Consider the following 25,198-nt stretch of genomic DNA (forward strand, 5'->3'; position numbering starts at 1 on the left):
GTTGTGTTATAATGTTTGTGTTTACACGAGATGCGGAGGTTGGTTTATGTTGTTTACCAAAGAAGTAGGTATCGATTTAGGTACTGCAAATACATTAATTTACGTTAAAGGTGAGGGCATCGTGTTGAACGAGCCTTCCGTTGTTTCATTAGATGCGGAAACGAAGAAGTGTCTGGCAGTCGGCCAGGACGCGAAGGAAATGCTGGGCCGTACACCGGGACGGGTCATGGCGATCCGTCCGTTAAAAGACGGGGTTATCGCTGACTTTGAAGTCACGGAACTCATGCTGGAGCATTTTATCCGCAAATTAAAGCTGAAAGGCATGTTCTCCCGTCCGACGATTTTAATCTGCTGCCCATCCAACATCACATCGGTTGAACGGAACGCGATTCGCGATGCCGCTTACCGCTGCGGTGCAAAACGCGTTTACATTGAAGAAGAACCGAAGGTGGCAGCCATCGGTGCAGGTTTGGATATTGCCAAGCCGACAGGTTCGATGGTTTTGGATATCGGCGGCGGTACGACAGACGTTGCGATTTTATCCTTGGGTGAAATCGTCACCAGTACATCCTTGAAGATTGCGGGCGATAAGCTTGACCGCGATCTGATCAAATATGTCAAGGAAAGCTATAAGCTTTTGATCGGTGATCGTACCGCAGAAGAAATCAAGAAGCGCATCGGCACCGCCTGGAGAGGCAGCCGCAGCGATTCAATGGATGTCAGCGGCCGTGACTTGGTCACCGGTCTGCCGCACACGATCACATTAAATTCAGAAGAAACAGAGCTGGCGATGCGGGAAAGCCTGCAGGATGTTGTCCGGGCATGCCGCACAGTCCTGGAACAGACGCCGCCTGAATTGAGTGCGGATATCGTCAGCCGCGGTGTGGTTTTAACCGGCGGCGGAGCGCTTTTGCAGGGCATAGATCAGCTGCTGATCAATGAACTGAACGTCCCGGTGTATGTCGCTGAAAATGCGTTGTCCTGTGTTGCGGAAGGCACCGGCGTCATGCTGGAAAATCTGCATCTTGTCCGCTAGTAACCAACAATATCGCTGAGTCAGCGATATTTCTTTATCGTAGTTTGGGGGTACTTTCAATGCTGCATTTGATTGAAGGCGCCTTTCCGTTCTTTGCACTGCCGTTTGTGATTTCCTTGATCTGCGTACCGATTGCCAAGCGCATCGGGTTTGCCTTAAAGGTCTACGCGGTGGAAAATAACCGGACGGTACATCACGGAAAGATAGTGCAGATGGGCGGTTTGGCCGTTTTCGTCGCCTTTATGATTTCCATGGCCTGTTTCCTGAAGGCGGATTCGACCATTAACGGCATCCTGATCGGAGGCTCGGTGGTCTTTTTGGGCGGCTTGCTCGACGATATGATTAATCTGTCGCCGTTAAAAAAACTCTTGTTTGAAGTCGCCGGGGCGCTGATCGCAATCTTAGTCGGAGGGATTGGTTTAACTTCGATTACTTTGCCGTTTGGAATTGAAATCAATATGATGCCGTTTTCCTTTTTGGTATCCTTTGTCTGGATCGTCGGCGTGACGAATGCGATCAATCTGATCGACGGCCTTGACGGCTTGTCGGCAGGCATCTGCTTTATCGTGGTCTGCACGATTGGGTTTATCGGCTTCTTTATGGGACGGCGGGATATTCCGGTCATTTCATTGATTCTGGCAGGTTCCATCGCTGGTTTTCTGCCGTACAACTTCCATCCAGCTTCAATTTTCCAGGGTGACTGCGGGGCGCTGTTTCTGGGCTTTACGCTGGCGTGCCTGTCGTTGCTGGGATTTAAGACAACCACGTTTATTACGTTAGGGTTTCCGGTCATTATTCTGTTCGTTCCAATTTCGGATACGTTGATCGCGATGATCCGGCGCAAGCTGAGCGGAAAAGGAATCATGCAGGCAGACCGCTCCCATCTGCATCATATTCTCATGTATAAACTGAAATTGGGACACCGCAATACCGTGCTGGTGCTGTATCTGGTAACGATTTTATTTGGCGGCTGCGCGGTGCTGAGTTATTTCAATGAACAGTGGGGACTTATCCTGTTAATTGTTCTGACGTTTGTCGCTGAGATTTTCATCGAAGCGACGGAGATGATCAATCCGAAATGGCATCCATTGCTGGGCTTGTGCCGACGGCTGACAGGCCATCCGAAAAAGAAAGTCTTATTGGAGGAAACGGATCCCAGTGATGCCAGTGAGATTCTGACGGAAGCGGAATCTGATATAGAAGAAACAGAAAGCATGGATGCGGCAGAACCGGATGAAGACTCCCAGAATTAAGTGAAGATCATCTTGCAATGATCAACAAACATGGATCACTGTGCGATCCTGTTCACTGACTTGAAAATGACGACAATCAAATCCATTAAAAAGGACTGAAAAGCGCTTTGTTCCGCGGTTTTCAGTCCTTTTTCCCATTTTGCCTGTGAAAGGCAGAAAAAGGAATCGGTTCTTGTTTGATGTTGGATCTAGTGAATCCCTGATTCAATGTGAGCTGAATACGATTATATGCATGAAATTCCCGTGGACAGGATAGACGTTCTCATGGTTAAGCTTCAAATAAGGCTTTAAAGTAATGGATCAGATAATGATAAAACGGATGGACCAATGTCAATCGTGCGCTGTCCTGCGGATGCAGAGAAATCCGCAGTTCTCGGCTGCATTGGGGATTGGAAATCGGGATGAGCTTTACATCTTCGCCGAATTCACCCCAGGTATGCTCAGGCCAGAAGCCGATTCCGCTGCCGGCGCCGATCAGATTGCGCACTGTTGCCGGACTGTCGCTTTCAAAGATGATCTTGGGATGAAACCCGGCCGCCAGACAGAACTGATCGCAAATTTTCCTGAACTTTCGGTTGCCGGCCAGACAGATGAAGCCTTCATCTCTTAACTCCCTGAGATCAATCGCATTCAGACTGCTGTAAATCGAGTGGGAGGGAACAGCTAACATGATCCGTTCTTTAAACGAAACGGAATTGGCGGATCGTTCAGAGCGTTCCTGCTGATCTGTCAGCGTATCGATTGAAAGATCACAGATCTGCGCCAGTTCGTTTTGCATAATCGAAAATAAGATTTCAGCGTGATCATGCTTATAGGCGATGACGGCTTCCGTCACAGCATTGGAGGCTGCCAGAACATTGATGTGCAGTGTACAGGCGCTGCGATGAACGAGCTGCTGCATTTGATCCGGAATCTGGTTGAGTAGCTCCAGAGGTTCCTGCAGCATGCCATACAGAGCGCAGCCATACTCCGTCAGGATGATATTGCGTCCGCGGGAAGCGATCAGCGGTACGCCGAGTTCAGCTTCCAAACGCTGAATGGATTTGGTAATGGCCGGCTGAGCGACATGCATTCTTTCAGCAGCACGGGTGACGTGCTGGAGTTCAGCAACCGCGGCAAAGTAGCGAAGCTGGGTTAACTCCATAAACTTTCCCTTCTTTCATAACTTTAGGTTATTAATTCAATCAATATTAACTATTACATATTATACATGAACGGTGCTATACTTGGAAAGCATGATAAGGGGGATTTTGATGAATAAAGATCTGACCGTAGGAAAACCGGCATCGGTACTGTGGCAATATTCGCTTCCGCTCTTCGGCAGCATTCTGTTTCAGCAGCTTTACAACATTGCCGACAGTTTTGTTGCCGGACGCTGGATTGGGACCTCAGCGCTCGCGGCTGTGGGCAATTCCTATGAGATAACATTAATTTATATCGCTTTTGCCTTCGGCTGCAATATCGGAACTTCTGTGGTGGTCGCCCGGCACTTCGGTTCAAAGAATTACAGCCGTTTAAAAACAACGGTGACGACTTCGCTGATTGCCAGCGTCGTCATCGGTCTGCTGCTGATGGGAATGGGGTTGATCGGCGCTGACTTTCTGTTAAGACTCATTCAGACGCCGGCGGAAATCTTCGGCGATTCCTTGGAATACTTGCTGATTTATTTAGGCGGCTTTCTGTTTTTGTTGGTTTATAACATTGCGACCGGAATTTTTTCGGCATTGGGCGATTCGCGCACGCCTTTCTATTTTCTGGCCGTATCTTCGGTGACGAATGTGTTTGTCGATATTCTGTTTGTGGCTCAGTTTCAGATGGGCGTAGCCGGTGTGGCCTGGGCGACATTTCTTTGCCAGGGGATCGCGGCAGCTTTGGCACTGGGCGTTGTCATAAAGCGTTTGAAAAGTTTGCCGGAGAGTGAAAAAGCTCCTTGGTTTTCCGCAGACTGCTTGAAAGAATTAAGCTTGATTGCCATTCCCAGTATTTTGCAGCAGGGATTCATCTCTGTGGGCAACATCATGATTCAAAGCATGATCAATGGCTTCGGCATGGCAGCGGTCGGCGGTTATTCCGCGGCAGTGAAGCTGAATAACATGACGATTACTTCCGTGACTGCGATCGGCAATGGAATGTCCAATTATACAGCGCAGAATGCCGGCGCCGGCTTGCCGGATCGAATTGAAGCGGGATTATCGGCCGGAATTAAGCTGGCAGTGGGGATTGCCTTCGTTTTCACCGGGCTGTATCTGCTGGCTGGACCGGTGTTTGTCGGTTTGTTTATCACCGACGGCAATCAGGCGGCGTTATCCGCAGGCGTTCTGTTTCTGCGGATTGTTTCTCCGTTCTATCTGGTCATCGCAGTAAAACTGATCGCGGATGGTATCCTGCGGGGAGTCAATCGCATGAAGCTGTTTATGAGTGCAACGCTGACAGATTTGGTCATTCGGGTCGTCTGCGCGGCGGTTTTCTCCAGAGGATTAGGCCTGACTGGGATTTGGCTGTCCTGGCCAATCGGCTGGATCATCGCGGCTTCCTTATCGCTGTTTTTCTATCATGCGGTGAAGCAGCAGCGCTTTGATATTCCGCAAACCGATATCCGTCTGGAAACAGCGGAAGAAGCGGCACAAGCCCAATGGGTTCAGCGCGAAGCCTGAGCCTGCAGCGTGAATTTTGACGAATGTCATGAATTTTAAATAAACAAAGGAAACCTGCAGTGTCAGGTTTTTTTGTTTCTGCCATTTTCTCAATCCGTCAGGATTCTAGAAGGAACGTTTTCAAAGTCTGCGCAGAAAAAAATAATTCTCGGAAAACGAGAAGAAAGAAGGCAAATCGCGATTTTGGGCAACATTATAGTCAGGAAGGTGAAGAAAGATGAAAAACAACCTGATGTTGGAACGCCAAGCGTTAAACTTGTCGCCTATTTACAGTGAGGATCCTTCTTTAAAGGAACAATGGGGAGCCTATCTTTCCTTAAAAGAGGAAGAATTCTCCGGATTGTCAGTTCGGCAGGCTCATTGTCATTTGGTCAGCGAAGCGAACTGGCTGAGCCGCAAAGATGCCCGCAGCTGCGTTCAGCTGGGAGTCAAGGCCAGGATTGGAGATATCTGTTATATTGACTTTGGCCAGGCCTATTTGAATGAGGCAGGATTTCAGCACTTCGGCATTATCCTCTCATTCTGCAACGGCAAAGCATTTGTCGTTCCGATGACATCCAATCCGGTTACCTACAGAATGGCGTATGATCCGATTGAATGTCCGAATGGCCGCCGGCACTTAATGCGCATCGGTCTGATTGAAGGCATGAAAAAAGAATCAGTGCTGTTTCTGAATGACTGCAAATACATCAATACTGCCCGGATTATAGACGTCAAAGCGACGATCCCAGAGAACAGCGCACTGTTTGGCCGCATCGTCAGACGTGTCAAGGAATGTCTTATGCTTTAGAATTTCACACCGACTGGAAGATTCGACAGAGTTTTCAGCTGACCTTTCTTACAATAGCCTTAAGAAGGTGAAAAACATGAGTCAGCTGACCCTTAAGAAGTCAACGGCATGGCTCCGGAAGATTCATTGGAGCGATGGTATTTTAGTTTTAAGTTTTTTCTTCACTGCGCTTTCTTTTCAATCCGCAGTGTTTCTTTATCCTGGACTGGCCTTTTTCTATCAGCGAAATCGAAGGGAGGGACTGGCGGCGGCGATCGGCACGCTGGCTGGCAGCAGTTTCTCCGGCTTTGCCGGATTTTACTGCCAATTGCTGCTGCTGGTTTTCTTCCTGCTGCTGATCTGTTTGATCCAACTGCTGCGGCAGAACCTGTTTGCCTGGTTTCCGATGATCTGCGGACTGAATGTGCTGCTGGCCAATCTGGCGATCGGTACAGCCTTGCCGCAGGGCTTGGCGGCAGCCGGGGCCGGCGTGTTGATCTGCCGTTTTACCCAGTCGGACTGGATGTGGATTGATACGGAATTCAAGCTGAGCATGATGATGCTGGGAATTTTGGGAACCAGTTTGATTTACCCTCTGATGCGGTTATTCCCATTGGAAGGCGCTTGGATGGCCTCCGTTTTAGTGATGGCCTGTCTGGCGATGACGATGCCGGTGCGGGAATATCTGGCCTTATGCCTGGGCTTGTTGTTCTGTTTTCCCGTCGGCGCACACACGCCGGTGTGGTGCAGCGCTTTGCTGCTCATGAATATTCTGCGTCAGGATTTGGGCTGGATGCGGTTTTTAGGCTGGATGGTGCCGTTAATCTGGACGCAGCAGCCGGCCTGGGCTTTAGCCGGCGCGATTGTGATCTTTCTGGCGGCGCAGCAGTTCCCGGCGCTGCAGATCGCGCAGCATTGGGTAAGCGAAGAAAAGCAGACGCTGAACGGTCAGCGCATTGAAGGCCGCAAGCGGACACTGCTGCATCAGCTATCGCAGTTTTCCCACATCTTTGATTTGATCGCCGATTATTTTGAACCGATCCAGCCAAGCCAATCGCGGATTTTGGAAGGAATGGCTGATGCGCTGGATACCGTAGCACTGCAGATGAAGCAGAGCGTCGTGGATGATGAGGCGCTGAGCGAGAAACTCGTCAATCTATTGGAAGGCTATCACTTTGAAGTAAAGCGCGTCCATGTTCAGCAATGGGAGGAGGGACCGCTGCAGGTGGTGATTGATTTCTCTCAGTTAACGCACAGCGAACTGGAAGAAGTGGTGCTGCCGCTCATTCACATGGTGATTGATTCCGATCTGAAGGTGACGCGGTTTCAGCGCAACCGTATCTTCTATACCGGCAGCCGGCTGGAGCTGTCGACTTCTCAGCCATCCTCATTCAAGACAAGATTATTTACCTTAAAGAAGGATCCGGAGGTTTCCGGGGATACCAGTGCGGTATTCCGCAACGGTCAGATGACGATCTGCACGATCAGCGACGGTATGGGCTGCGGTCCGCAGGCCGCCCGCAGTTCCCAATTCGTGACGCAGGTCCTGCAGCGGATGCTGAGCGCGAAGCTGCCGGTAGAAGCAGCCGTGCAGAGCATCAACGCGCTGCTTCATGCTGATCAGCGGGAATTATTTGCCACACTCGATTTTCTTTGTTATGATCAGCGCCGCCATCAGGCGTTTCTCAGCAAGTCCGGGGCCTGTCCGACCTATCTGATCCGTCAGGGAGAGGTGATGGAGATCAGCGGAGAATCGCTGCCGATCGGCATTATTCAGGAAATTGAAACGGATTGCTTTCAGATTGAATGCCAGGATCAGGACTGTTTTGTGATGAGCAGCGACGGTGTTGAAAAACAGGTGCTCGATCAGTGGGTCCGCGGCGGTGATCCTGATCAGATTCTGCAGCGGATCGAAAGCGGTTTGAAGTCGATCGAAGAAACTGGCTGTACCGATGATGTCACTGTCTTAGTAGCCCGTGTCAGCAAGCGCTGATGCGGGTTTTCCCCTTTTTATGGCAGGAAGAAAGGAAAAGAAAACAAAAATTGACAATTCTTTCGGATTGTCGTAAGCGAATCCCTTGGCATTTCAAACGATCTGTGGTTCAATAAGTAAAACCAGCTGAAATAAAGGAGGCGATCGCATGCGATGGGATCAACTGGCAGAGAAAAAGTGGATCATCGGCGTTTCCGGCGGACCGGATTCGATGGCTTTGCTTGACTTATGCCGGCGCCATCAAGTTGCGGTCGTCTGCGCCCACGTGAATTATCATCATCGTCCGACAGCCGATCGGGATCAGCTGCTTGTAGAAGACTATTGTCATACTCATGCGATTCCCATTTCCAGTCGGTCCCCCATCCAGGAAGCCAGCGGAAATTTTCAGGCTTGGGCACGGGACGTTCGGTACGCTTTCTTTGCCGAGCTGGCAAAAGCGGAAGGAGCGGCCGGAGTGTTGATCGCCCATCATCTGGATGATTTTCTGGAAACAGCTCTTTTGCAGCAGGAATCAGGCCGTCAGAGTGAAGTGCTGGGCATCCGCGAGGAAGGCCGGGTCATGGGCGTTCAGGTGGTGCGTCCCTTATTAAATAGAACAAAGCAGCAGCTGCAGGACTATTGCGATCGGCACCACATCCCCTATGGTATTGACGAATCCAACCTCAGTGACGATTACCGCCGCAATCAGCTGCGTCATCATCAGCTGGCTGAACTGAGTGAAGACCAGAAACGTTCAGCGGTTCAAAAATTGAAGCGCCGCAACCGTAATCGTCAGAAAAGAAGGGATGCTGTCAAAGCTAAGCTGAATCCTGCGAATCAGATCATTTCCCAGGAAATATTCCTGACGCTGAATGAAACAGAGCAGCGGATCTTCCTGCGTATGTGGATGCAGGAACAGGGGGCATCCGTCCCGTCGGAAGCTTTTCTGATCGAACTGATCAAAGCGCTGAGACAGAAACAAGGTAATTTTAATCTGACTTTCAGTAAAGACCGCCGATTTCAGCTTGCTTACGGATTCTTTTCACTTGACTTCACAGAAGAGGTATCTTATTGTTATGTTCTGGATAAAATAGAATTGTTCGCGACGCCGTATTTTAAGGTTGCGATGCAGGGAGAAACTACGGAAGCTGTGACCCTGACAGAGGAAGACTTTCCGATCACGATCCGCAGTCCGCAGCCGCAGGATGCAATTCAGCTGCGCTTCGGCACAAAGCGTCTAAACCGATGGTTTATTGACCGAAAGATTCCGCCGGATCAGCGCCGCAGCTGGCCCGTCGTTGTCAACCGCGGCGGAGAAATTGTTCTGGTCCCGAAAATAGGCTGTAATGTCGCACATTACTCTAACAATCCAACTTGTTTTGTGATAAAATAGTAATATTCTGGAGGTTTGGCTATGCATCCATGTTTAGAAAAAATTTTACTCAATGAAGACGAAATTGTCGCCCGCTGCAAAGAGCTGGGACAACAACTTACCGAAGAGTACAAACACAATGAACAACCCCCGCTGCTGGTCGCGTTGTTAAAGGGATCTGTTCCTTTTTTGGCAGAATTGATCAAGCATATCGATCTGGACATTCAATTTGATTTTATGGATGTTTCCAGCTATGAAGGCACGGAATCTATTGGCGATATTAAGATTATCAAGGACTTAGACTGCTCGGTTAAAAACCTGGACATTCTGTTGGTCGAGGATATTGTGGATACCGGCAGAACGCTGAAAACGGTCAAGACCATGCTGAAAAACAAAGGCGCAAAAACCGTGCGTGTCGTCACGCTGCTGGATAAACCGGACCGTCGGGTTGTCGATATTGAAGCAGATTATACCGGCTTTGAAATTCCCAATGAATTCGTAGTCGGATTTGGACTGGACTTCAATCAGAAGTACCGCAATTTCCCATTTGTCGGAGTTTTGAAAGAAGAATGCTACAAGTAACGCTAGCGAAGGAGTGATACAATGCGTAATAATCGTTGGATCAATTTTGTTCCGTATCTGATTGTGATCCTGGCGCTGTTCAGCTTAATGAACATGAATACCGGGACTGCGACACAGAACCTGACCTACAACGAGTTTCAAAAATTAGTGGAAGAACAGAAAGTCACCGAAAGTGCTTTAACCGTCGGTGACAATGTCATTAAGATCAAAGGTGTTTTCGAGCAGGATGGCAAGAAGGTGGGTTTTACCGCTTCCGTGCCGCGTTCGGAAACTGAAGTTGACGCGCTGATGAGCGCCTTGAAAGCGGCCGATGTCAAGGTCAGCGACATGAATGAATCCAATTTGTTCTTGGATACGATCATGTCTTTGATTCCGTTTGTGATTTTCGGCGCGATGGCGTTCTTCTTAATCTCCAAGATGAACGGCGGCGGCAACAACAAGGCGTTTGAATTCTCCAAATCCCGGGCCCGGCTGGAAGGCAACATCAAAGTCCGCTTTGAGGATGTCGCCGGCTGTGACGAGGAAAAACAGGAAATGGCCGAAATTATCGACTACCTGAAATCACCGAAAAAATTCGCCAAGATGGGCGCCCGGATTCCGAAGGGCATCCTGATGGTCGGCTCACCGGGTACCGGTAAAACTTTGCTGGCGAAAGCGGTGGCTGGGGAAGCGGATGTTCCGTTCTATTCGATTTCCGGTTCAGATTTCGTTGAAATGTTTGTCGGCGTCGGCGCCAGCCGTGTCCGAGATATGTTTAAGAAAGCGCAGCAGACAGCGCCGTGCATGATCTTTATCGATGAAATCGATGCGGTTGGCCGGCAGCGTGGTGCCGGCTTAGGCGGCGGTCATGATGAACGGGAACAGACCTTAAACCAGCTGTTGGTTGAAATGGATGGAATTACGGACAACGCCGGAATTGTTGTTATTGCGGCGACTAACCGTCCTGATGTTCTGGATCCGGCTTTGCTGCGTCCAGGCCGGTTTGACCGACAGATCACCGTATCTCTGCCGGATCGCAGAGGAAGAAAAGCGATTTTGGAAGTCCATGCCCGCAATAAGAAGCTGGCGCCGGAAATTGATCTGGATGCGTTAGCCAAGCGGACGCCGGGATTTTCCGGGGCAGATCTGGAAAATGTGCTGAACGAAGCGGCCATTTTGGCTGTGCGTGAAAACAGTGATCTGATCCATATGCACAATCTGGATGAAGCGATTGACCGCGTTATGATGGGACCGGCGAAGAAATCCAGAAAGTACGATGAAAAATCCAAGAAGTTAGTAGCTTACCATGAGTCCGGCCATGCGATTGTCGGCCTGAATCTGGAAAACTCCAATATTGTTCAGAAAGTGACGATTATTCCGCGTGGCACAGCCGGGGGTTATAACCTGATGACGCCGAAGGAAGAAAAGATCATGAATACTAAGAACGACCTGATGTCGGCAATTACCGGCTACATGGGCGGTCGGGTTGCTGAAGAAGTCTTCTTTGATGATATTACCACTGGGGCGGTCAATGATATCGAACAGGCGACCAAACTGGCGCGGGATATGGTTACGCTGTATGGAATGAGTGATCTCGGTCCGGTGCAGTATGACCATGGTCAGCAGAATGTCTTCCTGGGCCGGGATTACAACTCGGCAAGCAATGTGTCCGGACAGGTTGCCTTTGAGATCGATCAGGAAATTCGGAAGATCATCGACCAGTGCCATGATGAAGCCAAGAAAATTATCCTGGAACATAAAGAAGAATTGATCAAAATTGCGGAGGCTCTGATTGAAAACGAAACGCTGACCGCAGAACAGATCGATAAGATTATTAAAGGGGAACCTTTCCTGGATTTGCCAGCAGCCCCTGAAGTGAAATCGGAATCGGAAGAAACGGTTGAAACCGAAACGATCGTAACAGAGATCACTGAGAATTCTCAAACAGAAACAGAAGCTGAATAAGCGAGCAGAAAGATGGTCTATTCGGCCATCTTTTTTTCATAGGCTTTGATTTTATTTGCTAAAAACCCAAAAAAAAGCAATATTTTAAAATATAATTGAAATCTGCTTTTTAGTTATATGAAATATCGATTATAATAAAGAGGAACAAGAATGAAAGCAAGGGACAGCCGTAATTGATCAACCGCAGAAAAGAGATTCAATTTTTATAATAATCATAAAAAATAAGGCAGGAACAAATATGGATTACAATCAAATATTAGCAAGACGGATTCAAGAATTGTGCGAACTCAAAAATATTTCATTGGAAGTATTAAGTCAGAAGGCAAAGATCAGCGAACGAACATTAAGGAGACTTGTCAAAGGTCTTTATAAAAATCCCGGGATGGCGACGATTTTTCGTATTGCCTATGCGTTGGATATGACATTGGCCGAGTTTTTGGATTTTCCGGAGATCAATGAAGTCGAATTTTCCAATTCAGGATCATCACCTACTTCACAAGCCGACGATCAAGAGCTGGAATCCTGAGATTCAGGCATAGAAAATCACTGGGAAAGGGATTACAATACAGGCAGGAGGTTCGTTATGAAAATAAGTGAAGTTATTCAAAAAATGAAGCAGTACCATCGCGGAACGGTCAGAGGGGAACCAATCGACGAAGCGACAACTCGGGATCAGATTCTGTATGGAAATCCGGATCAGGAATGCACGGGGATTGTGACGACTTGTTATGCTTCGGTTGACGTGATCCGCAAGGCTCACGCCAGTGGAGCCAATCTGATCATCTCGCATGAAGCACTGTTTTGGAATCATGGTGATCATACGGACTGGCTGGAAGCTGCGCAGAACAAGACTTTCCTGGCTAAGAAGCAGCTGCTGGAGGAAACCGGCATGGTTGTCTGGCGTGATCATGATTATATCCACTCAGGAATACCGATGAACGGCGGATACGTTGATGGGATTTTCCATGGGGTGATGGTGACTTTGGGCTGGGAAAAATATCTTAGCTGTGATCCGGCTCGGCCCATGGTTTTTGAATTGCCGGAAACACCGGTGAAGGAAATCGGCCGTCAGATTATGGAAAAGTTCCATCTGACAGGATTGAAAATGCTGGGAAATACCGAGGCAAAAGTACGGAAGGTTGCGATTGTCGGACATATCCTGGGTGGTGACAATGATACAATTACCTGGATTGAACAGGAAGAAATAGAGCTTGTGATTGCCATGGAACTGGTTGACTTTACCGTCAGCGAATATATCCGTGACAGCGCGATGCTGCAAAGACCGAAAGCGATTCTGGCAGTCGGGCATTTCAATACAGAAGAACCGGGAATGGAATATATGGTCCGTTACATCCCGGAAGCCCTGGGCACCGTAATTCCATGCCGGTATATTCAGTCCGGCGACATGTACGAATTTATGACAGTGTAGTCTGTCCCAGATGTTGACGAGAGTCAGATCGATTTAAAATCTTGTTGATTTCAAAATGAAGTCAGCTGCCGATTGAGCAGCTGGCTTTTTTTGTCGATCAAGATCTGGCGGGCTGAACAGGAACACCTTGAATAAACAAGCGTTCCTGCTCCGCAGAGAATTCTCCGGAAATAAAAAATTTAAAAATATAGGAATATTAATGAATGATTATACATATACAATGCTGACGGAAAGGGAAAAAGATGTATGAGATAGTGGGATAATATCAGCGTAAATCAGAAAAAAATCAGGGATTAATGGTTACAAAGGCATGTGTGTCAAGGAAATCTGAAGAGACGAATTGGAAAAATATACAAAAATCTACAAATTATCCTTGACGTAAGCGTATTCATAGAATATATTATGTATATACAAGAAATGAAATTATGATTATACAGGAGGAAAAATATGGAAAAACCAACGATGGTTGGATACATTTTAGATCAGGGGCGGGCCTTGCGCCAATCCTTTGCCCAGCGGGCATGCTTTGTCAATCCGATGGTGGAGTTGTTTCAGCAGCACGACATTCGGAAAATTTATTTCTTAGGTTCCGGAACAAGCTATCATGCCTCGCTGAGCTTTAAAAACTGGTTTGAGCAATTTCTTCCTGTTGAAGCTGAAGTGGTCATCCCTACCGTTTTTACCCATTATACGCAGATCAACAACAATCAAATATACATGCCGGAACAGATTTTGGTGGTTGGCATCAGCCAGTCGGGAACCAGTGTTTCCACTGTCGAAGCAATGCGCAAAGCGAAAAGCGAGGGTTATCTGACAGTCGCGCTGACCGAAGCTCTAAGCAGCTTGATCACTCGTGAAGTCGATGTCGTCGTACCCTTGACCTGCGGCAAGGAAGAAATTCCAATTGAAACCCGCGGCTACATCATCACGCTGCTGACCGGTTATCTGTGGGCGGTGGAAATTGCCGGAGCCCTGGGCCGATTGAATCCAATCCAGTTACAACAAAAGCTCGATGATGCTCAGACGATGCTTGCGCATTTTGATGAACTGACGGCGGAAGTCCAGCAGTGGATCGACCGCAATCAGCCGGAGCTGTTGAACATGGAAAGAGGCCATATCGCAGCGTATGGAACGCATTATCCAACCGCGCTGGAAGGCGTGCTGAAAATGTATGAAACCTTCCACAAACCGTTAAGCGCCTACGAACTGGAGGAACTGATCCACGGTCCGCAGATGGCGTTTGATGAGAAGACCTATTTGTATTTTATTGCCAGCAATGAATTTGAACGCAGCCGGATCCCGCTGTTTCTCGATTGGATCAAGGAAAATGAAGTGACCGAACACGTCTTTGTTTTCTATCATGACCAACAGACCACAAACCCTAAAGATCTGCATTTCCACAGTCCGATCGCGCATGATTTAAGTCCGCTGGCCTTCGTTGTTCCCTTCCAGCTGATGGCGGCCCGCAACTGCGAGGCGATCGGCTACGATACCAGCGTCTACCCGCCGAAGCGCCGGGCGTTCGCGCATAAGAAAACGGAGGAATAACGATGAATCAATTTCTCATTGCAACCCATTCCACCCTGGCTGAAGGGTTAGTTCATGCGATTCACTTCTTCAACAGTGAAGCAACCAACGTCCATTATCTCAACGCCTATGTTGAGGACAATGAATTTGAGAAAGCACTGCGCGCCAAGCTGGATGAAATTCCTGACGGCAACCTTGTTGTTCTGACCGATCTGGCCGGAGGCAGCGTCAATCAGATCGCTGCCCGACTGATGCAGGAAAAACCGTTTATTCTGGTCACCGGCATCAACTTCCCGCTGGTTCTGGAGATGATCTATCAAAGTGAGGACATCACGGCCGATTTGGCAGCGGAGATCGTCGAACGGGCAAAGACCGAAATGCTGTGCATGAACACGTTGAGCTCAGAAACCAGTGAGGAAGCCGACGAAGACGACGAGCTGTAAATTCCAAAGTGAGGTAATGACCTGAACTGAATCAGGCGTTATAGAAGGAAAGGAGGATTTTATGATTATTTTAGTCAGAGCGGATGACCGGCTAATTCACGGCATGGTGGCTGTGTCCTGGACTTCCGCAATTAAACCGGAAACGATTCTGGTAGCCAATGATGAGGCGGCAGGGGACAGCTTTAAAGCCGCTACGATGAAGCTGGCCAAACCAGCCGGCGTCAAACTGATCATCAAGACAAAAGACGATTCCATCAAGGCTCTGAACAATCCGATCAACGACCGAAAGAAAATATTTCTGGTTACGGAAACGGTGGAAGATGCCTGCTATATCTGGGAACGCGTCAAGGGGATCGCCAAGCTCAACATCGGCACGGCCGGCGTCAATAAAAAGCCGGGCGAAGAATACATCCCAACGCTGCCGCAGGTCTTCATGACGCAGAAAGAATTTGCCTGCGCCAAGAAGATGGCGGATGCCGGTGTAGAAGTATTCGCGCAGATCACACCGTCCCAGGACCGCATGAACTTCAAAGAAATCGAAAAAATATTTGCCAAATAGAAAATTATAAGGAGGGCAAAAACTTATGCTTCAGGGATTCTTAGTCGCGCTTGTCGCAACCTTGATCTACATGGAAAGCCGCATCGGCGGTCAGCACATGCTGGATCGACCAATTCTCATCGGCCCGATCGTCGGTTTGATCATGGGTGACTTCACAATGGGCTTAATCATCGGCGGCAATCTGGAATTAGTCTGGATGGGCTTAGTCGGAATCGGAACCTCAACACCGCCGGATGTCGTTGTCGGCAGTGCCTTAGCGACAGCGTTAGCCATCAAAACCGGGGCTTCCTACGAAACTACATTAGCGTTGGCAATCCCGATCGCTTTACTGGCGCAGGTCGGCTCGATCGGCGTCTGCATTCTGAACACGACCTTCGCTCACCGCGCGGATAAATGTGCGGATAAGGGGGACTGGAAAGGCGTTGAAATGTCCAACTGGATGGGCAGCGCGCTGTATTTCGTCTTCAAATTCAGCATGATTTTCCTGGGCTTCATCATCGGCGGCGACGTCATTACGGCGATTGTCAACAACATTCCGCCAGTCATTCAGTCCGGTTTGGCGCAGTCCGGCAACCTGCTTCCGGCTTTAGGTATCGCGATGCTGATCCAGCTGACCTTTGACAAGAAATTCGCAGCCTTCTTATTCTTAGGCTTTGCGTTAGTGGCCTTCTTCAATGTCAGCACGATTGCGGCCGCCGTAATCGGCGTAATCTGTGCCTATGTTTACTATCAGTTCGCTCCAAGCGGCAAAAGCGGCGCTGTGAGCGGCAGTGATGAAAGTGAGGAACTGTAAGATGACGATCGGAATGAAAAAATTAAGCTCGAAGACATTAAAGAAAGTCTATAATCGTCACTATCAATTATTGGGATGCTTCAACTACGAACGCCAGATGTCGACCGGCTATGCCTGGACGATGATGCCGGCGATCCGCGAGCTGTACGGGGATGATGAAGTCCGGATGAAAGCCGGCGTTAAGCGTCACTTGGAATTCTTCAACTGCGCGACAACGCCAAGTCCGTTTATCATCGGCATTACCTGCGCGATGGAAGAACAATGCGCCAGTGTGCCGGAAGGCGAATTCGACGTCGCTTCGATCAACTCCGTCAAAGCAGCGCTGATGGGACCGTTAGCCGGAATCGGCGACAGCTTCTTCTGGGGAACGTTCCGTGTTATCGGCGTCGGCGTCGGCGCACCGCTGGCGGTTGCCGGCAATATTCTCGGCCCGATTCTGTATTTCCTGATCAACTTCATTCCTTCTGAGATCGTCCGCCGCGTCGGTTTCAAGATCGGCTATGAAGGCGGAAGCGAATTCTTAACCCGGATCTCGGAAGACGGCACGCTGAATAAGCTGACCGAAGCGGCTCGAATCATGGGTCTGGTCGTCATCGGCGCGATGATGGCTTCGATGGTCAATGTCAATCTGGTCACGGTACTGAATATCAACGGCGCGCAGGTTGTCCTGCAGGAAATCTTTGACGCGATCTGCCCGAAAATTCTGCCTTTAGGTCTGACCTTCGCTTGTTACTGGGGCCTGCAGAAGCGCTACTCCGGAACGATGATCATGATCGCGTTGCTGGTCTTAGGCGTTTTGGCTGTCGCATTAGGTCTGTTGTAAAATTAGAAATCAGGGGTGAAATCGGATGAATAAAGAAGCAGTGCTGGAAAGTCTGAAAGACGGCTTAATCGTTTCCTGTCAGGCAGTGCCGGAGGAACCACATTATATGGAAGGCATCACGGTCAAGTTCGCAGAGTGCGCGGCCTGGGCCGGAGCCAAAGGCATTCGTGCCAATTCACCGGAAGATATTCGGGCGATCAAGGCGAAAGTCGACCTTCCGATCATCGGGATCTGGAAAATTAACCGCAATATCAAGGACGTTTATTTAACACCGAATCTGGAGGCGGCCAGAGCCGTCTGGGAAGCGGGAGCGGAGATCATCGCCGTTCAGGCGACGCATCATTACCGGGATGACGGGAAGCTGGCCTATGAAACGATTCGTGAAATCAAGGAAAATATTCCGGAAGCCCTAATCTTTGCCGATGTCAGCAATGCTCAAGATGCTCGGATCGCCGCTGAAATGGGTGCGGATTTCGTCGCGCCGACCTTAGCCGGTTATACCCAAGCCGGAGCCTTTGATAAACTGGAAATCAAAGACGCTCCGGATTACATTCTGCTTCGGGATATTGTGGACGCTGTCCAGGGCACAAACGCGCGGGTGATTATGGAAGGCAAAGTCGCGACGCCGGAAATTGCCGTTCAATGCCTGTATATGGGCGCTTATGCGGTCGTCGTCGGCAATGCGATAACCCGGCCGCACATTACGGCGAAGCGCTTTGCCCGGGCTCTCAACCGATTCCATGACTAATCCGATGATCTGGATCACGCTGCTGTGCTTATTTGGCAGCGTGGTCTATAAAAAATGGGTCAGTGAAAAAGCCCTGCGCAAGCTGTATGTCTTCAAAATGAAGCAGGATACCGACAATTTTCTTAAGATGATCGATTCCCCCTATTGCAAGTTCAATTTTTCCAAAGTGTCGCTGCAGATGATGAAGCTGAATTACTTCATCGATCTGCAGGATCATCCGCAGGTGCAGAAAACCTATGATCAATTTGCTTCCCTGAAGATGAATGCGGATGAAAAAATCGCACTCTATTCCCGGATGTTCGGGTATGCACTGCAGTTCAGCAACCGAGCTTTAGCTGAAGCCTGCCGTGACCAGCTGACACCGCTGCTAAGCGGGAAAAAGGGTGAGAAAGCGGAACTGATCCGCGGTGAGGTTGAGCAGCTTGACCGCATTTACATCCAGAAAGACACCAGTCTGATCCAGGAGCTGATCGAAGCGCTGCCGGAATGCGAAAACGATGAAATCAAATCACTGATCGCCTTCCGCATCGCAAAACTTTATCATTATCTCAACGAGCCGCAGCAGGTAGAGATTTACCTGAACCGAGCAATGAGGTATACTAATAATGATAAGAATAGAAAGTCGCTGATGGCGATGATCAGCGATCCCTCGGAGCTGGATTAGATGAATAAATATGAACAAATAATTAATTACTACCGCCAACAGATCGTCGATAAGGTACTGAAGCCGGGCGATCAATTACCCAACGAAATCGAAATTGCGCAGACGTTTCAGGTCTCGCGCATGACCGCAAACAAGGCCCTGAATATTTTAGCCCAGGAGGGTTGTATCCGCCGGGTGAAAGGTCAGGGAAGCTTTGTCGACAACCAACAGATCGTCAAAGCGATCGGCAACTTAACGAGTTTTACCGATGACATCACGAAGATGGGGCAGAAGCCAGGTGCGATTCTGGTTGAATACCGGATTGAACGGGCCGATAAACTGCCGAATCTGATGGAGAAAATGAAGCTGGGGCCGGATGATGCGATTCATTATATCGTGCGTATCCGCACAGCGGATGAAACCCCGATCGCGATCAGCTACACCTATCTTTCGCAGAAATACATGTCCAGTGTGGATCTGCGGAAAATTGAAGGTTCAGTTTATCAGATCATGCAGGAAAATGGCGCACAGTTCAAGTACAGCGACGGTGAGATGACGGCGATGATGCCGACAGAAGACGAAAAACGGCTGCTGAAAATCAAGGATGTGGCGCTCTTGCGCAATATTACCTGGATGTACGACCAGGATGACGATCTGATCGAATACACGGAAATGCTGTATATCGGCTCCCGTTATAACTATTACTACCGTACAGTCAATCAATAAGGAGGGTCATTCATGACGGAAAAAAACTGGGATATGTACCAGTATATCCTGGAGTCCAAGCCGGCGGTGAGAAATATCGTCGAGCATCAGGATGAAATCTTTGAAGAAGCATTAAATTACTGTGCTGAGGGCGAGATCGAACAGATTTACGTCGTTGGTTCAGGAACCTCATATCACGGTGCGCTGGCCTGCAAGAAACTGCTGGAAGATGTGCTGAAGGTCAAAGTCTTTGCCAGCTATCCGATGCAGTTTAAGGATAACGAGCTGATTTTGAACAAACATACGTTGGTCATCGGCATTTCCCAAGCCGGCCGCAGTTCCTCGACGATTGCCGCACTGGATAAAGCGCGGAAGCTGGGATTAAAGACGATTGTGGTAACCGGCGAAGCCGGAAAACCGGTCAGCGAGCATGCCGACATCACGATCCTTCTGGCAATCGGCATGGAATATGCCGGTCCGAAAACCAAAGGGTATATCGGCACGATGGCGACGATCATGCTTCTGGGCATGAAGCTGGCCGTGCGCTTAGGCCGGATCAGCGAAGATGAAAAAGAACGGCTGAGCGCTCAGATGGTCAAGACCTGCGACAACATTCCGGAAATTGCCGAACAGGCGAGCCAATGGTATCTGCGCAACAAGGAAGATCTGCTACCGTGCCGCCGGATGATTCTGGTGGGATATGAAAGCTGTATTTCCGCGATGATGGAAGGCACGCTGAAAGTGCTGGAAGCTGTCCGCTACAGCGTTGTCGGGTATGAGCAGGAAGAATTCATGCATGGCGTCTATCACTCCATCCATGAGGATACGACGATGATTTACCTGGCTTGTCCGGGACAGTATTTTGAACGTTGCCTGCGGATGCGCGATTATTTCGCAAGGGAACGGCACAATCCGAATTATGTCATCACCTCTGATCCTACCCAGGCTGAGGATCCGCATAACTTTGTTTATCCGTTTGTCAACGATCCGTATTTCGCAACGATGGAATACATTGTCCCGCTGCAGGTGCTGGCGAGAAAGTTATCGCTGGATCTGGGCATTGACTGCAACATCGCCAGTGATCCGGATTTCCACAAAAAGATGGGCAGCTACACTTACTAGATTGGTTTCCTCCCTTTCCTCAAATCATATTGTAAGTGATCGCTGCGTTTGCCAAAATGACTTTTGGCAAAGCCCAAATGAGAAAGCGTTGTCCTTGGCGGCAGCGTTTTTTTTCGCTCTAAACTTATGCTTCTAAAATAAACAGAAAAAGAATGCCGATAAAGGAAACATCAGTTTTCCACAATGAATACGGAAGGGATTAAGTCGGTAAGGCGTTGATTCTGCAGCACGCCTAGATCTGCCTGCGTCTTTCGCCGCTTGGAAAATAGTCAGCTAACAGAAGTTAGACTGAAAAACCAGAAAATCAGATTTGACGGATCAGAACACTTCGGTTACACTGAGAATCAGAGTTATTCTATTTCGAACCGGAAGGCATTGTGTGGGAACGCGTCGAAATTTCAGTCCTGACCTTAGAACGGAATCGCTGCAGAACATTAGGCACTTCGTAGATGTTCCAGTGTCAGAAGCAGGCCATCCCACGACAGATGAAGCTTAGCCGGAGAATGTGGAAAATCAAAGGGCAAGCCCTGACCTTGAGACAGCTCTTCTGTCTGTTTCAGGGTCTGATCTGAACTACTTATTTCCTGACTATCAATGTTCTCTATCCAGAGTTCAGCGACCATGCCGGCAGCCTCTTTGAGATGACTGGCTCACTGTCAGCCAACCCATCCATGACTGTGCGATGCTGAATCAGCCGAAGGCGATCCTGCAGGCAGGATACTTAACTTAAGAAGTCTGGTATGGAATAGATGCTTCATTTTCTGCTGAAAATCTTCGGTGTTATTTTGTCTGTCCTTGGATAGGGATCCGTTCTTAATCTGAGGAGATCTGATCTTTGCGGTCTTCGCTGATCCGCAGGATCACAGAGCTGATTGTCAGCGGTGTCCAGGTTCAAAGTCCTGATCGGATGCCGGGATTTCTTTCAACAAAACGGATTTTATGTCAACGATAAAGGGAGATTGCCGATGAAAAGAATATTAGTCATTGAAGATAATCCGGATATCTGTCAGGTTCTTCAGACGGCCCTGAACGATGCCGGATATGCAATGCAGGCCGCGCTGACTGGATTGGACGGCCTTCAATATTTTCGTGAACATCACTTTGATCTCGTGCTGCTTGATATTATGCTTCCCTATAAAAGCGGTGATGAGGTTCTGCGGGAAATTCGGGAACTGTCAGATATACCGGTCATTGTGCTTTCGGCCAAAGACCTTACTTCTGTCAAAGTGGATCTGCTGAAAGCAGGTGCGGATGATTATGTGACTAAACCGTTTGATCTTGATGAGATACTGGCTCGGATTGAAGCTCAGCTGCGCCGCAGATCAGGGATGAATGGATGTACTGTTTTAACTTTTAAAGATATATCGCTGAACTGTCAGGATCTGCGGGTGACTTTGGGACAGCAGGAGATTGCCTTAACTGCCAGGGAAACTCAGCTGTTGAAGCTGTTGATGGAATATCCGAACAAAGTGTTCACAAAAGCCAATCTCTATGAAACGCTGTGGAATGAAACAGAGATCGGAGATGACAATGCTGTGAAAACGCATATCAGCAATCTTCGGGCAAAGCTGAAAGCTGCCGGAAGCGATTCGGAGTATATCGAAACGGTCTGGGGTTTGGGCTATCGGCTTTCTAAAGAGTGATCTTTTCGGAAGACCTAGTGAAACAGCCGGAAAATCCGAAGTCCTGACGAAGCTTTTATAAGAGACAACGAAGGTCTGAGAAAAAATCTCAGGCCGTGTTCTTGTCCTGACAAAGAGCCTGTTTTAAGCTCCTGTCATTTATCTATTCCATAAGGATATTTCTGTTTTTGAAGATCGGCAGGTTAAAAAGATCAAAACGAGTTTATAATTCGTGAATGCTGAACGATAAAATATGGACTGAGAACACAGCACGGCCTTCTTGATAAAAACGCATATTTAGAAATCAAATCTGGCCTTTACGGGACACAGCCTTAAAAAAATACATAAAGAAGTACAGAATTGTCTGCGAATCCGGATAGGTCTGAAACTGTCAGACTTATCGAAATCTTAACGATGAAGCTGAGTTTCCTGACGTTTTCTTAACCTTTGCCGTGTATGCTGTAAGCACAGCGAAAAACAGGAGGATGGTTATGAATGAAATGATCTTGGAAACACAGAATCTGTGTAAAACATATCGGGGCTCTGCAGCGCTGAAAGATGTCAGTTTGAGTTTAAAGCGCGGCCGAATCTATGGGCTGATCGGCCGCAACGGTGCCGGGAAAACAACGCTGATGCGGATTATTGCCGGCCTGCATTTTGCCGACAGCGGCGAACTTCGGTTGTTTGGAAAAGAAAAACAGAAAGATTTGCAGAGGTTGAGGAAACGGATTGGATTTATGATTGAGGCGCCGGGGATCTGCAGTTCAATGACCGCCAAAGAAAATCTGACGCTGCACCGGACGCTGCGCGGAATTCCTAACCGTGCTCTGGAGGATGAGCTTCTGCATCTTGTCGGCTTGAAGGAAACGGGAACGAAAAAAGCCGGACATTTTTCATTGGGAATGAAACAGCGGCTGGGGATCGCGATTGCCCTGATCAGCAGTCCGGAGTTCTTAGTTTTGGATGAGCCGATCAACGGTCTGGATCCAATCGGCGTTGTGGAAATCCGGAAGCTGCTTTGCCGCCTGTGCGAGGAACGGGGAATGACGATTCTTTTGTCCAGCCACAATTTGCCGGAGCTGTATCAGACGGCGACAGATTATATTATGATCGACCAAGGCATGATCAAAAAAGAACTGACGCTGTCGGAGCTGGAAGCGCAGTGCCGTCAATATCTGCTGATCCGCACAGACAATCCGGGACTCGCCGTCAGTTTGATTGAAGAAGAGATGAACAGTCAGAATTATCTGGTGATGCCGGATCAGTCCATTCGGTTTTATGACGGTGTTGGTCAGGTGGAAGAGACAGCCCAGCTGTTCCGCCGGCATGATCTATTGATCACCCAGCTGACCACGGAAGGCAGTACGCTGGAAAAGGTTTATCTGGAAACGATCGGAGGACAGCGCGATGAGTAATTTAATTCAATGTGAAATGATGAAGCTGCGCAAATCGGTTCCGCTGCGCATTCTGTTTCTGCTGATGCTCGCCCTAGGACTGGTATCATCGATGTCCAGCCTCAGTTATGTCAATTCACCGGTTCAGCAGGAGCTGGAAATTGCCCTGCATGGCTGCGATGCGTTCTTTTCTTCACTGCGGGACATGCCGACGATTGTGATGATCGGCGTTCTGGTCCTGGTGTTTGTCGTCACGAATGATTTTGAAAACCGCACGATCCAGGCGGCAATCTGTGCCGGTCACAGCCGTGCGGCGATTCTGATCAGCAAGATGCTGGCGTTTGCGGTCGGTTATCTCGCCGTTTATCTGCCGTATCCATTAATCCGGGCGGTGGTTCAGGGAATGCTGATGGGGTTTGGTGCGCCGGTGAGTGCGGCGTTGATCTTCAAAATGGCAGCGAGCCTGATTGTCATTCTGCTGAGCGGGATGGCGGTGAACAGCGTTGTCTTCTGGCTGGCCTTTACCGTTCGGCGCTCGATTCTGGTCGTTGGGGCGGGCTTTGTCATCGCGGTATTGGGGACGACGGCGCTGATGTCATTCACATACTCGCTTCCGCAGCTGGGCAGTCTGCTGGCATATACGCCGATCGGTTTCTTCCGAGAGCTGGCTCTGGGAAATTATACTCCGGCATTGCTGGGACGGGCTGCTGGGATGGATCTGGCGGTTCTTGTTTTGACCTTGCTTTTCAGCCATCTCTGTTTCCGGCATGAGGATATCCGTTGACTGCGGCTGTGATCGCCGCCTTGGGGATGATTGCCACCGCTTTTGGCCTGCGGTTATTTCAAATTCACAGGCAGCTGAGAAAACTTGCCGGACAGCTGCGCGCCGGTATCGACGAAAAATCGCGTGAGCGTTTGTCGCTGGAGCTGATCGACGACGACCTGAGCGAACTTGCCGCCCTGATGAACGAGCGTCTTGAGCAGCAGGAACGGCTTGAGATTGCGGGATATCGGAAGGAAAAGGAGTTCCAGCAGATAATTGAGAGCCTTTCGCATGACCTGCGGACGCCGCTGACCGCGATAAAAGGGAATCTGCAGCTGCTAGCGAGAACAAAGCTGAATGAGGAACAGAACCAACGTCTGAGCGTTATCAGTCGTCATGCTGAAGCTTTGGAAGTTCTGATCAGAAAGTTCTGGGAGTATTCGTGTGCCGCGGCTGAGGATCAGAAGGTCTGTTTTGAGAGTGTGGATCTGCAGACTTTGGTTATTCAATGCGCTGCCGATCATATTCCGCAGTTTGAAAGCCGGGGACAAACCGTGCTTCTGCGGGAAAGCCCTGTGGCAAGGATCTGGGCGGATGCCGATTTCTGCCGGCGCATCATTGAGAATTTACTTCAAAATTGTCTCGCGCATGCTGCTGGCAGGATTGAAATTGCCTTTGCTGAAAAGGCTGATGTCGTTATTTTAACCGTACAGAACGCATTGGCAGAGGACCAACACCTGGACGCTGAACGGATATTTGACCGATTTTATACCGGGGACAGTGCCCGTCAGCGAAGTTCAGGATTAGGACTGGCGATTGTCCGTCAGCTGACCGAGCGTCAGGGTGGAAGCTGCTGGGCAGAAATCAGAGACCATCAGCTGATTCTCAGCGTCATGTTTTTAAAGGGTTCCAGAAGCCTGCAGGACGGATAGTCCGATATTTAAAAAAAGGCTTGACGAAAAAGGAAAGAAAAAAAGACCGCAGACGCAATGAACAGTGATCCGCGTGAGAAAGTAAAGAAAAGCAGACTGAAAATCAGCCTTGA

General features: G+C 49.0%; 25 protein-coding genes. 23 read left to right on the forward strand and 2 right to left on the reverse strand.

Annotated elements, in window-relative coordinates; genetic code table 11:
• Positions 1-49: 49 nt before the first annotated feature.
• Both MCG46_RS03125 and MCG46_RS03130 read left to right on the forward strand, forming a co-directional pair.
• Positions 50-1,036 (forward strand): rod shape-determining protein, encoded by a 987-nt coding sequence (locus MCG46_RS03125; RefSeq protein ID WP_081587922.1) that lies wholly within the window; start codon positions 50-52, stop codon positions 1,034-1,036.
• Positions 1,037-1,095: 59 nt separating this feature from the next.
• Positions 1,096-2,289: an MraY family glycosyltransferase gene (locus MCG46_RS03130; RefSeq protein WP_240277574.1), complete on the forward strand. Its 1,194-nt coding sequence runs from the start codon at positions 1,096-1,098 to the stop codon at positions 2,287-2,289.
• Between the two features lie 268 nt (positions 2,290-2,557).
• On the opposite strand, the gene MCG46_RS03135 is transcribed toward MCG46_RS03130, so the two are convergent.
• Positions 2,558-3,433: a LysR family transcriptional regulator gene (locus MCG46_RS03135; protein ID WP_240277576.1), complete on the reverse strand. Its 876-nt coding sequence runs from the start codon at positions 3,431-3,433 to the stop codon at positions 2,558-2,560.
• 109 nt (positions 3,434-3,542) lie between these two features.
• On the opposite strand from MCG46_RS03135, the gene MCG46_RS03140 reads away from it, so the two are divergent.
• The 17 genes from MCG46_RS03140 to MCG46_RS03220 all read left to right on the forward strand — a co-directional run bounded on the left by MCG46_RS03140 (position 3,543) and on the right by MCG46_RS03220 (position 20,374).
• A complete protein-coding gene (locus MCG46_RS03140) occupies positions 3,543-4,943 on the forward strand; it encodes an MATE family efflux transporter (RefSeq protein ID WP_240277578.1) in 1,401 nt (466 codons plus the stop codon).
• Positions 4,944-5,160: 217 nt separating this feature from the next.
• Complete coding sequence (locus MCG46_RS03145) at positions 5,161-5,733, forward strand: hypothetical protein (protein ID WP_020225006.1); 573 nt, start codon at positions 5,161-5,163, stop codon at positions 5,731-5,733.
• 76 nt (positions 5,734-5,809) lie between these two features.
• Positions 5,810-7,705, forward strand: a complete 1,896-nt coding sequence (locus MCG46_RS03150) for a SpoIIE family protein phosphatase (protein ID WP_240277580.1) — start codon at positions 5,810-5,812, stop codon at positions 7,703-7,705.
• A 148-nt stretch (positions 7,706-7,853) separates the two neighbouring features.
• The gene (gene tilS / locus MCG46_RS03155; RefSeq protein ID WP_240277582.1) at positions 7,854-9,077 is read left to right on the forward strand and encodes a tRNA lysidine(34) synthetase TilS; all 1,224 of its coding nucleotides are present in this window, start codon (positions 7,854-7,856) and stop codon (positions 9,075-9,077) included.
• A 21-nt stretch (positions 9,078-9,098) separates the two neighbouring features.
• Entirely contained in the window at positions 9,099-9,638 is a 540-nt protein-coding gene (gene hpt / locus MCG46_RS03160; protein ID WP_020225003.1) for a hypoxanthine phosphoribosyltransferase, read from the forward strand.
• Positions 9,639-9,659: 21 nt separating this feature from the next.
• Positions 9,660-11,582: an ATP-dependent zinc metalloprotease FtsH gene (ftsH, locus tag MCG46_RS03165; protein ID WP_240277584.1), complete on the forward strand. Its 1,923-nt coding sequence runs from the start codon at positions 9,660-9,662 to the stop codon at positions 11,580-11,582.
• Positions 11,583-11,820: 238 nt separating this feature from the next.
• Entirely contained in the window at positions 11,821-12,108 is a 288-nt protein-coding gene (locus MCG46_RS03170; protein WP_240277586.1) for a helix-turn-helix domain-containing protein, read from the forward strand.
• 57 nt (positions 12,109-12,165) lie between these two features.
• Positions 12,166-13,011 carry a Nif3-like dinuclear metal center hexameric protein gene (locus MCG46_RS03175; protein WP_240277587.1) on the forward strand — a complete coding sequence of 282 codons (846 nt, stop codon included), beginning with the start codon at positions 12,166-12,168 and terminating at the stop codon, positions 13,009-13,011.
• A 447-nt stretch (positions 13,012-13,458) separates the two neighbouring features.
• Entirely contained in the window at positions 13,459-14,559 is a 1,101-nt protein-coding gene (locus tag MCG46_RS03180) for an SIS domain-containing protein (RefSeq protein ID WP_240277588.1), read from the forward strand.
• A 2-nt stretch (positions 14,560-14,561) separates the two neighbouring features.
• Positions 14,562-14,981, forward strand: a complete 420-nt coding sequence (locus tag MCG46_RS03185) for a PTS sugar transporter subunit IIA (protein ID WP_240277589.1) — start codon at positions 14,562-14,564, stop codon at positions 14,979-14,981.
• 61 nt (positions 14,982-15,042) lie between these two features.
• Positions 15,043-15,540 carry a PTS sugar transporter subunit IIB gene (locus MCG46_RS03190; protein ID WP_240277591.1) on the forward strand — a complete coding sequence of 166 codons (498 nt, stop codon included), beginning with the start codon at positions 15,043-15,045 and terminating at the stop codon, positions 15,538-15,540.
• 25 nt (positions 15,541-15,565) lie between these two features.
• Positions 15,566-16,333 carry a PTS mannose/fructose/sorbose/N-acetylgalactosamine transporter subunit IIC gene (locus tag MCG46_RS03195; RefSeq protein WP_240277593.1) on the forward strand — a complete coding sequence of 256 codons (768 nt, stop codon included), beginning with the start codon at positions 15,566-15,568 and terminating at the stop codon, positions 16,331-16,333.
• Position 16,334: 1 nt separating this feature from the next.
• Entirely contained in the window at positions 16,335-17,156 is an 822-nt protein-coding gene (locus MCG46_RS03200) for a PTS system mannose/fructose/sorbose family transporter subunit IID (RefSeq protein WP_240277595.1), read from the forward strand.
• 25 nt (positions 17,157-17,181) lie between these two features.
• Positions 17,182-17,904 carry an N-acetylmannosamine-6-phosphate 2-epimerase gene (locus MCG46_RS03205; RefSeq protein ID WP_240277596.1) on the forward strand — a complete coding sequence of 241 codons (723 nt, stop codon included), beginning with the start codon at positions 17,182-17,184 and terminating at the stop codon, positions 17,902-17,904.
• Positions 17,873-18,568, forward strand: a complete 696-nt coding sequence (locus MCG46_RS03210) for a hypothetical protein (protein ID WP_240277597.1) — start codon at positions 17,873-17,875, stop codon at positions 18,566-18,568. The genes MCG46_RS03205 and MCG46_RS03210 overlap by 32 nt, the downstream gene beginning before the upstream one ends.
• Positions 18,569-19,273 (forward strand): GntR family transcriptional regulator, encoded by a 705-nt coding sequence (locus MCG46_RS03215; RefSeq protein WP_154238969.1) that lies wholly within the window; start codon positions 18,569-18,571, stop codon positions 19,271-19,273.
• A 12-nt stretch (positions 19,274-19,285) separates the two neighbouring features.
• A complete protein-coding gene (locus tag MCG46_RS03220; protein ID WP_240277598.1) occupies positions 19,286-20,374 on the forward strand; it encodes an SIS domain-containing protein in 1,089 nt (362 codons plus the stop codon).
• Positions 20,375-20,808: 434 nt separating this feature from the next.
• Here MCG46_RS03220 and MCG46_RS03225 read toward each other — a convergent pair whose 3' ends face one another.
• Positions 20,809-20,997, reverse strand: a complete 189-nt coding sequence (locus MCG46_RS03225; RefSeq protein ID WP_240277599.1) for a hypothetical protein — start codon at positions 20,995-20,997, stop codon at positions 20,809-20,811.
• A 342-nt stretch (positions 20,998-21,339) separates the two neighbouring features.
• On the opposite strand from MCG46_RS03225, the gene MCG46_RS03230 reads away from it, so the two are divergent.
• From MCG46_RS03230 to MCG46_RS03245, 4 genes are all read left to right on the forward strand, one after another.
• On the forward strand, positions 21,340-22,017 hold the full coding sequence (locus MCG46_RS03230) for a response regulator transcription factor (RefSeq protein WP_240277602.1): 678 nt from the start codon (positions 21,340-21,342) through the stop codon (positions 22,015-22,017).
• Between the two features lie 470 nt (positions 22,018-22,487).
• Positions 22,488-23,411 (forward strand): ABC transporter ATP-binding protein, encoded by a 924-nt coding sequence (locus MCG46_RS03235; protein ID WP_240277604.1) that lies wholly within the window; start codon positions 22,488-22,490, stop codon positions 23,409-23,411.
• The gene (locus MCG46_RS03240; protein WP_240277606.1) at positions 23,404-24,174 is read left to right on the forward strand and encodes an ABC transporter permease; all 771 of its coding nucleotides are present in this window, start codon (positions 23,404-23,406) and stop codon (positions 24,172-24,174) included. The genes MCG46_RS03235 and MCG46_RS03240 overlap by 8 nt, the downstream gene beginning before the upstream one ends.
• Positions 24,171-25,085 (forward strand): sensor histidine kinase, encoded by a 915-nt coding sequence (locus tag MCG46_RS03245; RefSeq protein ID WP_240277608.1) that lies wholly within the window; start codon positions 24,171-24,173, stop codon positions 25,083-25,085. The genes MCG46_RS03240 and MCG46_RS03245 overlap by 4 nt, the downstream gene beginning before the upstream one ends.
• Positions 25,086-25,198: the final 113 nt, after the last annotated feature.

This window comes from Holdemania massiliensis (genome assembly GCF_022440805.1).
GTDB lineage: Bacteria > Bacillota_I > Bacilli_A > Erysipelotrichales > Erysipelotrichaceae > Holdemania > Holdemania massiliensis_A.

What these genes read in the sequence shown, in the direction of transcription:
- hpt (WP_020225003.1), top strand. Translation starts at nt 9,099, where the DNA reads ATGCATCCATGTTTAGAAAAAATTTTACTCAATGAAGACGAAATTGTC.
- MCG46_RS03205 (WP_240277596.1), top strand. Translation starts at nt 17,182, where the DNA reads ATGAATAAAGAAGCAGTGCTGGAAAGTCTGAAAGACGGCTTAATCGTT.
- MCG46_RS03215 (WP_154238969.1), top strand. Translation starts at nt 18,569, where the DNA reads ATGAATAAATATGAACAAATAATTAATTACTACCGCCAACAGATCGTC.
- MCG46_RS03235 (WP_240277604.1), top strand. Translation starts at nt 22,488, where the DNA reads ATGAATGAAATGATCTTGGAAACACAGAATCTGTGTAAAACATATCGG.
- MCG46_RS03195 (WP_240277593.1), top strand. Translation starts at nt 15,566, where the DNA reads ATGCTTCAGGGATTCTTAGTCGCGCTTGTCGCAACCTTGATCTACATG.
- MCG46_RS03220 (WP_240277598.1), top strand. Translation starts at nt 19,286, where the DNA reads ATGACGGAAAAAAACTGGGATATGTACCAGTATATCCTGGAGTCCAAG.
- MCG46_RS03200 (WP_240277595.1), top strand. Translation starts at nt 16,335, where the DNA reads ATGACGATCGGAATGAAAAAATTAAGCTCGAAGACATTAAAGAAAGTC.
- MCG46_RS03225 (WP_240277599.1), bottom strand. Translation starts at nt 20,997, where the DNA reads ATGGTCGCTGAACTCTGGATAGAGAACATTGATAGTCAGGAAATAAGT.
- MCG46_RS03170 (WP_240277586.1), top strand. Translation starts at nt 11,821, where the DNA reads ATGGATTACAATCAAATATTAGCAAGACGGATTCAAGAATTGTGCGAA.
- MCG46_RS03240 (WP_240277606.1), top strand. Translation starts at nt 23,404, where the DNA reads ATGAGTAATTTAATTCAATGTGAAATGATGAAGCTGCGCAAATCGGTT.
- MCG46_RS03175 (WP_240277587.1), top strand. Translation starts at nt 12,166, where the DNA reads ATGAAAATAAGTGAAGTTATTCAAAAAATGAAGCAGTACCATCGCGGA.
- MCG46_RS03150 (WP_240277580.1), top strand. Translation starts at nt 5,810, where the DNA reads ATGAGTCAGCTGACCCTTAAGAAGTCAACGGCATGGCTCCGGAAGATT.
- MCG46_RS03145 (WP_020225006.1), top strand. Translation starts at nt 5,161, where the DNA reads ATGAAAAACAACCTGATGTTGGAACGCCAAGCGTTAAACTTGTCGCCT.
- MCG46_RS03130 (WP_240277574.1), top strand. Translation starts at nt 1,096, where the DNA reads ATGCTGCATTTGATTGAAGGCGCCTTTCCGTTCTTTGCACTGCCGTTT.
- MCG46_RS03140 (WP_240277578.1), top strand. Translation starts at nt 3,543, where the DNA reads ATGAATAAAGATCTGACCGTAGGAAAACCGGCATCGGTACTGTGGCAA.
- MCG46_RS03185 (WP_240277589.1), top strand. Translation starts at nt 14,562, where the DNA reads ATGAATCAATTTCTCATTGCAACCCATTCCACCCTGGCTGAAGGGTTA.
- MCG46_RS03135 (WP_240277576.1), bottom strand. Translation starts at nt 3,433, where the DNA reads ATGGAGTTAACCCAGCTTCGCTACTTTGCCGCGGTTGCTGAACTCCAG.
- MCG46_RS03190 (WP_240277591.1), top strand. Translation starts at nt 15,043, where the DNA reads ATGATTATTTTAGTCAGAGCGGATGACCGGCTAATTCACGGCATGGTG.
- MCG46_RS03180 (WP_240277588.1), top strand. Translation starts at nt 13,459, where the DNA reads ATGGAAAAACCAACGATGGTTGGATACATTTTAGATCAGGGGCGGGCC.
- ftsH (WP_240277584.1), top strand. Translation starts at nt 9,660, where the DNA reads ATGCGTAATAATCGTTGGATCAATTTTGTTCCGTATCTGATTGTGATC.
- MCG46_RS03230 (WP_240277602.1), top strand. Translation starts at nt 21,340, where the DNA reads ATGAAAAGAATATTAGTCATTGAAGATAATCCGGATATCTGTCAGGTT.
- tilS (WP_240277582.1), top strand. Translation starts at nt 7,854, where the DNA reads ATGCGATGGGATCAACTGGCAGAGAAAAAGTGGATCATCGGCGTTTCC.